The following is a 10,921-nucleotide window of genomic DNA, read 5'->3' on the forward strand; positions in this document are numbered from 1 at the left end:
CCGGACTGTGCCAGGCAGCAGGAGGAGGCCGTCGTAACTACCCATCATCGGTCGCGCCAAGTGCCGCCGGCACTTTCGCAGTCAACGCGTACCTGCTTGAGGTCGCCCGCCTGGTAGTAGTGAGTGACCACCTTGGCCTCGTTGGGCACAGCTGGGCGCGCTTTGCCCTGGTCATCGTCGCGGGAGCGATAGTTGCTCAGGGTTTCCTGAGTCAGTGCTGCTTCGCAGGTGCCCAGCCTGGCCTCGGCGCAGCTGGCTACCTTACGTTGCTCCGTATTGATCATGTCGTCGGTTTCGTTATGGCACGACCAGTCGATAGCGCCTTCGTCCGTACCGGTGAATTCGTAGCAGAACTCCTGGGCGACCTCCGCGATGGCATCGCTGGAAGCCCTGGCACTGACATGGCAGGCCTCGGCCAATGCGTCGCCGGCCGCTAGCGCGCCGACCAGAAGGCCGGGAATGATGGCTCGCATGATGTTCTCCTTGACAATGGCGTTCATGAGTTGTGAGGGGAATCGCCAAGTCGAAGTTCAGGCTATTTGATCAGTGGCCGCGGGGCAGAAAAAACCGGAACTCATGGCCGTTGCGAAGGCCACAAAGAAAAGCCGAACGTATCGCTTCGGCTGTTATCAACGCGACGCGCGCGAGGGGATGCAGATGAGCGAACCGCACGACGAGGCCGACAGCGCCGTAACACAGTTCAAGGCCGCCATTCTGGCCAAGCTGCGCTACGCCGTGGGCAAGGACCCGAGCACCGCCTTCGACCATGACTGGTTCGAGGCGCTGGCCCTGGCCACTCGCGACCACATGATCGACCGCTGGGAAGAGTCCTCCGCCCAGGTCGAGCGCCAGGGCGCCAAGCGTATCTACTACCTGTCTCTGGAGTTTCTCATCGGCCGCTTGCTGATGGACAACCTGAGCAATCTCGGCCTGCTCGATGTCGCCCGCCAGGCCATGGGCGAGCTCGGTGTCGAGCTCGAGCGCATTCGCCTAGTGGAGCCTGACGCAGCGCTGGGCAACGGCGGCCTCGGGCGTCTGGCCGCCTGCTTCATGGAGAGCATGGCGACCCTGCGCCTGGCCGCCCACGGCTACGGTATCCGCTATGAGCATGGCCTGTTTCGTCAGGCGATCATCGACGGCTGGCAGGCCGAGCAGACCGAAACCTGGCTGGATTTCGGCAATCCCTGGGAGTTCGAGCGTCCGGAAGTGGCCTACCGCATCGGTTTTGGCGGCGGGGTGATGACTCTTGACGATGGCACCGGCACCACGCGGCTGCACTGGCAGCCGCAAGAGAGCGTGCGCGCCATTGCCTACGACACGCCGGTGGTGGGCTGGCGCGGCGCATCGGTCAATACCCTGCGGCTGTGGCGTGCACGCGCTGAGGAGGACCTGCAGCTGGATCGTTTCAACGCCGGCGATCACTTCGGCGCGGTGGCCGGCGAGGTCCGCGCGGAAAGCATCTCGCGCGTGCTCTATCCGGCCGACGATACCGAGGCTGGCCAGGAGCTGCGCCTGCGTCAGGAGTACTTCCTGGTTTCCGCCTCGCTGCAGGACCTGCTCGAACGCCATCTGCGCCTGCATAAGGATCTGCAGAGCCTGCCGCAGCACGTGGCGATCCAGCTCAACGACACCCATCCGGCCATCGCCGTGGTCGAGCTGATGCGCTTGCTGGTGGACGACCATCGCATGCCCTGGGCGCAAGCCTGGCAGCTCACGGTGGCCACCACCGCCTATACCAACCACACGCTGCTGCCGGAGGCGCTGGAATCCTGGCCGGTGGCGCTGATGGAGCGTCTGCTGCCCCGGCACCTGCAGATCATCTACCTGATCAACGCCGAGCATATCGATGCGCTGCGCGCCAAGGACATCCACGATTTTCGCCTGCTGCGCGCGGTGTCGCTGATCGAGGAAGACCACGGCCGTCGCGTGCGCATGGGCAACCTGGCGTTTCTCGGTGCGCACAGCATCAACGGGGTGTCCGCGCTGCATACGCGGCTGATGCGCGACACGGTGTTCCGTGACTTGCACCGGCTTTATCCGGACCGGGTGAACAACAAGACCAATGGCGTGACCTTTCGCCGCTGGCTGTTTCAGGTCAATCCGGGGCTCACCCATCTGCTCGTCGATGCCCTGGGCGAGCCGGTGCTGCAGCGCCCCGAGGAGCACCTCAAGGCGCTCGAACCCTACGCCGAGCGCCAGGACTTTCGCGACGAATATGCGCTATGCCGACAGCGCAGCAAGGAGGCGCTGGCCGAGCGGGTCAGGCTTTTGCTGGGGATCAATCTCGACACCACGGCCATCTTCGACGTGCACGTCAAACGCATTCACGAATACAAGCGCCAGTTGCTCAACCTGCTGCACACAGTGGCCTTGTACCAGGCCATCCGCAACGATCCCACCACCGACTGGGTGCCGCGGGTGAAGATCTTCGCCGGCAAGGCAGCGGCCAGTTATCGCCAGGCCAAGCTGATCATCAAGCTGGCGAACGACATCAGCCGCACCATCAATGACGATCCCACCGTGCGCGGCTTGCTCAAGGTGGTGTTCATTCCCAACTACAACGTCAGCCTGGCCGAGACCATCATTCCTGCCGCCGATCTCTCCGAGCAGATTTCCACGGCCGGGCTGGAGGCCTCCGGCACCAGCAACATGAAATTCGCCCTCAATGGCGCGTTGACCATCGGCACGCTGGACGGTGCCAATGTGGAGATGTGCGAGCAGGTTGGCGAGGAGCATATGTTCATCTTCGGCATGACCGCCCAGCAGGTCGCCGCAAGGCAGCGCCAGGGCCTGGAAATGGGCGATGTGGTGGCTGACTCGGAACGTCTGGAAGCCGCGCTTGGCGCCATCCGCGCCGGGGTGTTCTCGCCGGATGATCCGGCGCGCTACGTGGGCTTGGTGGATTCGTTGCTCTACGAGGACCGCTTCATGGTCTGCGCCGATTTCGACGCCTACTGGAAGGCGCAGCGCCAGGTCGATCAACGCTGGCAGCGGCCTGAGCAATGGTGGCGTTCGGCGGTACTCAATACCGCACGTATGGGCTGGTTTTCATCCGATCGCACCATCGCCGAATACGCCAGAGATATCTGGCAGGTGCCGCTGCCGCCGCGTGAAGGGGACTGAGGCCCGGGCCTGTTCAACGTCTTGCAACGAGACGCGGCAAGACGTTGAACAGGCTTTCAGCGCTGCACGCGGTGCGCTGGAGTGGGGGGGCCTTTCTTGGGATGCAGAATGCGTGTGACCTGCACGTCAGTGAATTCGTTGGGCCATTCGAAGGTGTGCAGGGCACTGAGGTAGAAGCGCGCTTGGTCGGGCGTAAGCTGCTCACGGTCCGATTCGACTTCGACGCTATGGGGCTGGTTGTGCAGGATGTAGCTGATCAGATGCAATGGCTTGGCCATGGTATGTCTCCGGTTTTGCTGAATGATGAGAGATAGACCAACCCATCTCGCCTGCGAGTTCCCGTCATCCGTCGGGTGGCGCTTGCCGGCACGCTCCGGTGGAGGGAGCAGCGCGCGGCGCAGGCGTCGCTACGGTGTGTTACCTGCGCTGACCGGGCTGGGTTCCTCGACCGCTTGTTCGCCACGCTTGCGCAAGGTTTTTGCGCGTTTTTCCAGCACCAGGTAGGCGACGCTGGCCACCAGCAGCGGCAGCAGGTAATAGAGCACGCGATAGGCGAGCAGGGCGGCGATCAGGCTGGCCTGGCCGTACTGGTGCTGCAGCATGGCGAGGAACACCGCCTCGAGTACGCCCAGCCCGGCAGGGATATGTGCCACTACCGCAGCCATGCAGCTGATCAGCAACACGCCGAGTACGGAAGGGTAAGACGCGCCCTCCGGCAACAGCCAGAAGATCAGTGCTGCCATCAGCGACCAGTTGCTCGCACCCAGGCACAGCTGCAGCAGCGCCATTTTCAGCGACGGCAGCTTGATCGAGCGCTCACGGAAGTGCCAAACCCGCTGCGTGGCGAATGCGCAGATGCCGATATAGGCGCTGACTACGCCCAACAGGCCGAAGCCCAGCAGTTGCAACCCGGTGACGCCGAGCGCCCAGTTATCCGGTAATTGCACCAGACGCAGGGAGAAGATCACCCCGGCCAGGGCCATGTAGCCGGTCCAGTTGGTCAACAGGCTGAGACTGAGGATGCGCGTCACCGTCGAGGCGCTCAGCCCCAGGCGCATGTACAGCCGATAGCGCATCGCCACACCGCCGATCCAGGTGGTGAAATTGAGGTTGAAGGCATAGCAGACCATTGCCACCGGCATGACCTGGCGTGCCGGCAGGTGATGACGACTGTAATGACGACCCAGCAAGTCGTAGCCACTGAACACCAGATAGCTGGCTAGAACGATCAATACACCGACCAGCAGAGTCTGGGCACTGTAATCGCTGAGCGACTGACGCACTTCGGCCCAGTCCAGGTTACGGATCAGCATGTACAGCAGCACCGGTACCGCCAGCAGGAAGAACAGGGTGAGTGCACGTTTGCCCCAGCGCATCCAGGGGTTGTTCTGAGCGCCATTCATCCAGTCTTTTCCTCTTCATAGCCGCTGGCCTTGTCGACAGGCTCGAGCGGTTTCAATGTCTTGCGATGCGCCGGCAGCCAGCCGGAGATCGCGGGGAAGCGGCGCAAAAAGTGAAAGCACAGAAACACCAGAGGCGCGCGCCACCAATAGCCGCGTATCACGCGTTCGAGCTCGATGCGCTTGCAATGCGCGGCAGACAGCTCGAGCAAATGGTCGTGAAGGTATTGGTTGAAGGGCCGGTCCTGAATCACCAGGTTAGCTTCCAGATTCAGCGCCAGGCTCAGTGGGTCAAGGTTGCTCGAGCCCACCGTGGACCACACGTCATCCACCAATGCCACCTTGCCGTGCAGCGGGCGCTGGCAGTATTCGTAGATCACCACACCGTCACGCAGCAGGTAGTTGTAAAGCAGACGCGAGAAGGCCTGCACCCAGCGCATGTCCGGCTGTCCCTGAAGAATCAGGGTCACTTGCACGCCGCGTCGCGCCGCATTGCGCAAGGCGCGTAGCACGCGATAACCCGGGAAGAAATAGGCGTTGGCGATCACGATGCGTTTGCGCGCCAGTTCGAAGACGCGCAAGTGCTCATCTTCGATATCCGTGGTGTGACGCTCGTTGTCGCGCTCCAGCAGCATAATGCGAGCGTCTCCGGTCTCCTGCGTGTTGGCCTGTACCGGGCTCGGTCCAGCCAGGGCGGGGCGCAACAGGCGTAACGTGCAGGTATGCAAGTCGGCAACGATAGGCCCGGTCACCTCCACGGCGTAGTCCTGCTTGGCCATCTCGCCATAATCGCCGAGGTGGTCGGCTGAATAATTGATCCCCCCGACAAAGGCTCGCTCGCCGTCGATCACCACGATCTTGCGATGCAGGCGGCGGAACAGGTTGGTGCGCATGCCGAAACGCCTTGGGGCGGGGTCGAAGACATGGATTTTTACCCCTTCGCGCGTCATTGCCGCCACATATTCATTTTGCAGGTCGGCGGTGCCGTAGCCGTCCACGGCGATGACCACGCGCACACCGCGCCGCGCCGCCTCGATCAGCACTTCCTGCAGCTCCAGGCCAACCTTGTCTTCACGGATGATGAAGGTTTCCAGCAGTACCTCGACGCGCGCCGCGCGAATGCATTCGAACACCCGCGGGTAATAGCCTTCGCCATTGATCAACAGGCGCAGATGGTTGCCGTCTCGCCACATGCCGCTCACAGATGAATCTCCGCTGCCAGTGGCGCGTGGTCGGACAAATGCGACCAGGGCCGGGTAGACAACACCTGCGGCTCGTGCGCCGTGGCGTTGCGGGTATAGATACGATCCAGGCGCAGCAGCGGCATGCGTGCCGGAAAACTGCGCGCCGGCTTGCCGTGCCGATGTTCGAAGGCCTCGCGCAGGCCGTGCGGTGCCAATTGCTCGTCCGCACGTAAACGCCAGTCGTTGAAGTCGCCAGCCAGAATCACCGGGGCGCTGGGGTCGAAAGTCGCCAGCAGGTCGAGCAGCAGGCCGATCTGCTGACGGCGATGCGCCTCACGCAGGCCGAGGTGCACGCACACCGCGTGCACGGCGTCGTGCCCCGGTACGTCGAGGCGGCAATGCAGCAGGCCGCGCTGCTCGGTGCCGCTGACCGTCACGTCGAAGTTGTGGTGTTCGAGAATGGGGAAGCGCGAGAGCAGGGCGTTGCCGTGGTGACCGTCCGGGTACACGGCGTTGCGCCCGTAGGCGAATTGCGGCCACATGCTGTCGGCGAGAAATTCGTATTGCGGCACGCTTGGCCAGTCGTGGAAGCGTTTGGCGTGCAGCGCATGGTTGCCGAGCACCTCCTGCAGGAAGACCAGGTCGGAGCCGGTGGCCTGCACGGCGCTACGCAGCTCCGGCAGGATGAAGCGACGGTTGAGTGCGGTGAAGCCCTTGTGCGTGTTGATCGTCAGCACGCGCAGGCGCTTGACCGGTGTCACGCGGTCGATGATCACCTCCGGTTTGGCAATGGTGTTGTTCATTTTCGGCCCCGCTCGCTCACAGGTTGCCAGGCTTCTTCGAGCGTGACTCGCCGAGCGGATCGGCTTCAGCAATCACGCGATCAAGGATGGCGTCGCCATGCACCCGCTCCTCACTACCGTGGCTGGCGTCATTCTTCGCCGGCTGCAATTGCACCTTGATCCAGCCGCTGTCACGACGGTCGAAGGCCTTGAAGGCTTCGATGGCATCGCTCATGGGTTTGACCTGAGTAAGTATCTTCGCCGGGTCGATGCGACCGGCCTGGACCATCTCGATCAGTTGCGGGATGTAGCGGCGGTGGTTGCAATTCCCCATGTTGACGCTGAGGTTCTTGTTCATCGCCTGGCCGATAGGAAAATCACGTGCCTGCTGAGGGTAAACGCCGATGATGCCCAATGTGCCGGCCTTGGCCAGGGCGTCGACGGCCCACTGCAGGGCCTGCTCGGGGGCGTCGCCGGGCTGCCATTCGTGGCCTTCTGGCTGGCGTGGCGAGTGGCCGTGGGCAGGGCACTGGGCATCGACGCCCACGGCATCGATGGCGCGGTCCACGCCGATGCCATTGGTCAGCCGGCGCAGGGTTTCGACCGGGTCTTCACGATCGAAGTTGATCACCTCGGCGCCCTGGCGACGGGCCATGTCCAGACGGTCGTCGAGATGATCGATGGCGAACACGCGCGCAGCGCCAAGTAGCTTGGCGCTGGCAATGGCGAACTGGCCGACCGGTCCGGCGCCGAATACTGCGACGGTATCGCCGCTGCCGACTTCGGCCAATTCGGCGCCAAAGTACCCCGTGGGGAAAATATCGGAGAGTAGGATGGCCTGGTCGTCGCTGATCTCGCTGGGCAGCTTCACCAGGCCGATGTTGGCGAAGGGAATACGCGCCATTTCGGCCTGCAGGCCATGGAAGGCGCCGGTGATTTCCGGGCCGCCGTAGAAGGAAGTGCCGGCCTGCTTGCCGTTGGGGTTGGCCTCGTCGCATTGGGCATAGTAGCCAGCGCGGCAATAGCTGCAGTTGCCACAGGCGATGGTTGAGGGCACCACGACGCGGTCACCGATGTTCAGGTTGCGCACGTCGCTGCCCAGCGCTTCGACGATGCCCACGGCCTCATGGCCAAGGATAGTGCCCTTGCGCATGCCACCCACGGTGCCACGCACGAAATGCAGGTCGGTGCCGCAGATGGCCGAGGCGGTGATGCGAATGACCGCATCGGTACTGGCCTGTACCTCGGGTTCCGGAACATCGTCCAGGCGAATATCGCCAATATCGTGGAATACCACTGCTTTCATGATCGTCTCCCGTTGTCGGTCAGATGGCCGCAGCCTGTGACTATCAGCTGGGTCTCTGCCATGGGATGCACCCTGTACGCTGAAAGTTGGCGCCACGGTTTATCCGATGTCTTTGTTTTTCGAGTCGAAGGAGGAAAGCAGGGTTCAGGCTTTTTTTGGGTTCGGATGGTTCGGGAATGTGCGGGTTGATACCGGACTGGCAAGTTTGTGTGCCTATCGCTTACTGACTTAGCAATATCCATTACCGCGTGCACTGAGCGTTTGGGTTGCGCCCCTTACGGGCGCCACACCTCGATTCGCTGCGCTCACCCTTCGGGCCAGCCTGCGGCTGTTACTGCGCTTCGCTACGTTTCGTTGCTTGCCCAAGAAAGGTTTGCCAAAGAAGGGCACCCCGACATCCGGGTTTCGCTTCGCTCAACTCCCCTCGCTCCGGCGCCGCTCCGGGGCCGGCTTACAAGGGCCGTCCCTGGCCCTTTAAGCGGGGCCGCCATCGGTATTTCGCCGCATCCATGCGGCTCGCTCCCCTACGCAACACCTCCACTTGGCCTCCTGAAGGGGAGTTGGGCGCCGTCTGTGAGATCGCGCTTCAAGAGCAAAAGCCAAACGCTACCGACTTTGATCTTGCGGAGATGTCGCAAGCTCGCGAAATGGTTCCCCTTCAGAAGGCCGAGTGGAATCGCCGCGTAAGGGTTGAGCGACATGGATGTCGCGAGAGCCGTGATGGGCCAGGGATGGCCCTTCACGGCGTGCCCCTGGAGCGGTGATGGAACGAGGGAACCCCGGCGCAGCCGGGGCCGTATGTAGGGGTGTGTTTCTTTGCTTACTTTCTTTGCACAAGCAAAGAAAGTGAGTCGCCCGTAAGGGGCGAAACCCACCAGGACAGGCGACACGCTAACGGATAGTGCCACGTTATCGACAGCTAACACATAATTGCCAGTCCGGTGCCTAGCATCCTTTCCGCTAAATGCGAAGAACTTTCCCGGCCAGCCATCCATGGCTGCCGTTTCAGCGCTGCAGTTCCAGCAGTTGCAGAGAGCGACCAGTCAGCTCGAGGGTCTCGCTGTAGAGCGGTCGCTGTTCGCCGGCTTCATCCGGGCGGTGGGTGTCGAGCAGGCAGATCCAGTGCTTGCCGCCAGCCACTTCCGGCAGCTGGAAACTACGCCCGTCGTGATGTGCGTTGAGCAGCAGCAACAAGGTGGCATCGGCGCCGCTGCGCTTGATGCCGGTGGGCTGGGCACGACCGTCGAGCAGCATGCCCATGCAGCGCGCCTCGCCGTCGTGCCAGTGGGCTTCGGTCATTTCCTCGCCACCAGGTGCCAGCCAGGTGACGTCCTTGACGCCCAGTTCCTCATTGTAATGGCCCACCAGAAAGCGTCCGCGACGCAGGATAGGGTAGCTGCGGCGCAGGGCGATCAGGCGTTGGCAGAACGCCGTCAGCGCCTGGCCTTCCTCATCGATGGCCCAGTCTACCCAGCTCAGCTCGTTGTCCTGGCAATAGGCGTTGTTGTTGCCGTGCTGGGTGCGCCCGAACTCGTCGCCGGCCAGCAGCATCGGTGTGCCCTGGGCGAACAGCAGGGTGGCCAGCAGGTTGCGCATCTGCTGCAGGCGCAACTGGCGAATTTCCTGATCATCCGTATCGCCTTCGCAGCCGTGGTTCCAGGAGATGTTGTGGTCGGTGCCGTCCTGGTTGTTCTCGTCGTTGGCCTCGTTGTGCTTGTGGTCGTAAGACACCACGTCGCGCAGGGTGAAACCGTCGTGCGCGGTGATGAAGTTGACCGAGGCGAACGGGCGCCGGCCGCGCTGGTTGTAGAGGTCACCGGAGGCGGTGAGACGGCTGGCCAGCGCGGCCAGTTCGCCTTCGTCGCCTTTCCAGAAGGCGCGCACGTTGTCGCGGAACTTGTCGTTCCATTCAGCCCAACCGGGTGGGAAGCCACCGACCTGATAGCCGCCGGGGCCACAGTCCCAGGGTTCGGCGATCAGCTTGACCTTGCTCAGCACCGGGTCCTGGCGACACGCGACGAGAAAACTGTGGCGCTCGTCGAAGCCGTCGGCGTAACGCCCGAGGATTGTGGCCAGGTCGAAACGAAAGCCATCCACACGCATCTCGGTGGCCCAGTAACGCAGCGAGTCGGTGACCATCTGCAGCACGCAGGGGTGGCTCAGGTCCAGAGTATTGCCGGTGCCGGTGTCATTGACGTAATAGCGGCGCTCGTCGGGCATCAGGCGGTAGTAGCTGGCGTTGTCGATGCCACGCATGCACAGGGTCGGGCCGCGCTCGTTGCCCTCGGCGGTGTGGTTGTAGACCACGTCGAGAATCAGCTCCAGGCCGGCCGCGTGCAGGTGGGCGACCATCTCCTTGAACTCGCTGATCTTGCCGCTGGCCAGGTAGGCGGGGTGGGGCGCGAAGAAACCGATGCTGTTGTAGCCCCAGTAGTTATTCATGCCCTTTTCCAGCAGGTGCTGGTCGTTGACGAAGGCGTGCACCGGCAACAGTTCCAGGCTGGAAATGCCCAGCTCGCGCAAGTAGCGCAGCAGCTGCGGGTTGGTCAGTGCCGCGCAGGTGCCGCGATGCGAGTCGGGCACCGCCGGATGGCGCATGCTCAGGCCGCGCAGGTGGGCCTCGTAGATCACCGTGCTGTCCCAGGGGATGCGCGGCGACGGTTGCTCGCCCCAGGTGAAGGCCGGGTCGATCACCTTGCACTTGGGGACGAAAGGGGCGCTATCGCGCTCGTCGAAGCTCAGATCACCGTCCGGGTTGCCGATGGTGTAGCCGAACAGCGCCTCCGACCACTGCAGCTTGCCTACCAGCTGCTTGGCGTAAGGGTCGATCAACAGTTTGTTGGGGTTGAAGCGGTGCCCGGCCTCCGGCTCGTAGGGGCCGTACACGCGGTAGCCGTAGACTTGCCCGGGACGCGCGTCGGGCAGATAGCCATGCCAGATCTCGTCGGTGTATTCCGGCAGTTCGATGCGTTCGATTTCCGTCTTGCCCTGTTCGTCGAACAGGCACAGCTCGACCCGCGTCGCGTGCGCAGAGAACAGGGCAAAGTTGACCCCAAGGCCATCCCAACTGGCGCCCAGCGGGAACGGCCTGCCTTCGGTGACGCGTGAGCGCTGTTGTTTGCGCAT

The 10,921-nt window shown here is 62.9% G+C and carries 8 protein-coding genes; 1 reads left to right on the forward strand and 7 read right to left on the reverse strand.

The features are described 5' to 3' along the window. Positions 1-44 precede the first annotated feature (44 nt). Positions 45-473, reverse strand: a complete 429-nt coding sequence (locus P3C50_RS04665) for a hypothetical protein (RefSeq protein ID WP_275545059.1) — start codon at positions 471-473, stop codon at positions 45-47. A gap of 184 nt (positions 474-657) precedes the next feature. Between P3C50_RS04665 and P3C50_RS04670 the strand changes: the two genes are divergently transcribed. Further along, positions 658-3,123 (forward strand): glycogen/starch/alpha-glucan phosphorylase, encoded by a 2,466-nt coding sequence (locus P3C50_RS04670; protein WP_275545060.1) that lies wholly within the window; start codon positions 658-660, stop codon positions 3,121-3,123. A 56-nt stretch (positions 3,124-3,179) separates the two neighbouring features. Here the strand turns inward: P3C50_RS04670 and P3C50_RS04675 are convergent, their stop codons facing one another. From P3C50_RS04675 to glgX, 6 genes are all read right to left on the reverse strand, one after another. After that, the gene (locus tag P3C50_RS04675; RefSeq protein WP_275545061.1) at positions 3,180-3,401 is read right to left on the reverse strand and encodes a hypothetical protein; all 222 of its coding nucleotides are present in this window, start codon (positions 3,399-3,401) and stop codon (positions 3,180-3,182) included. A 129-nt stretch (positions 3,402-3,530) separates the two neighbouring features. Further along, positions 3,531-4,526, reverse strand: coding sequence for a lysylphosphatidylglycerol synthase domain-containing protein (locus tag P3C50_RS04680; RefSeq protein ID WP_197855689.1), 996 nt, complete (start codon positions 4,524-4,526; stop codon positions 3,531-3,533). Continuing rightward, positions 4,523-5,725 (reverse strand): cardiolipin synthase ClsB, encoded by a 1,203-nt coding sequence (gene clsB, locus P3C50_RS04685; RefSeq protein WP_197855690.1) that lies wholly within the window; start codon positions 5,723-5,725, stop codon positions 4,523-4,525. Before clsB ends, P3C50_RS04680 begins: the two co-directional genes overlap by 4 nt. Next, positions 5,722-6,510, reverse strand: coding sequence for an endonuclease/exonuclease/phosphatase family protein (locus P3C50_RS04690; RefSeq protein ID WP_197855691.1), 789 nt, complete (start codon positions 6,508-6,510; stop codon positions 5,722-5,724). The genes clsB and P3C50_RS04690 overlap by 4 nt, the downstream gene beginning before the upstream one ends. Positions 6,511-6,526: 16 nt before the next feature. Continuing rightward, on the reverse strand, positions 6,527-7,795 hold the full coding sequence (locus P3C50_RS04695; RefSeq protein WP_275545062.1) for a zinc-dependent alcohol dehydrogenase: 1,269 nt from the start codon (positions 7,793-7,795) through the stop codon (positions 6,527-6,529). Between the two features lie 1,005 nt (positions 7,796-8,800). Next, the gene (gene glgX, locus P3C50_RS04700) at positions 8,801-10,921 is read right to left on the reverse strand and encodes a glycogen debranching protein GlgX (RefSeq protein ID WP_275545063.1); all 2,121 of its coding nucleotides are present in this window, start codon (positions 10,919-10,921) and stop codon (positions 8,801-8,803) included.

It is taken from the genome of Pseudomonas sp. Marseille-Q0931 (assembly GCF_940789645.1).
GTDB lineage: Bacteria > Pseudomonadota > Gammaproteobacteria > Pseudomonadales > Pseudomonadaceae > Aquipseudomonas.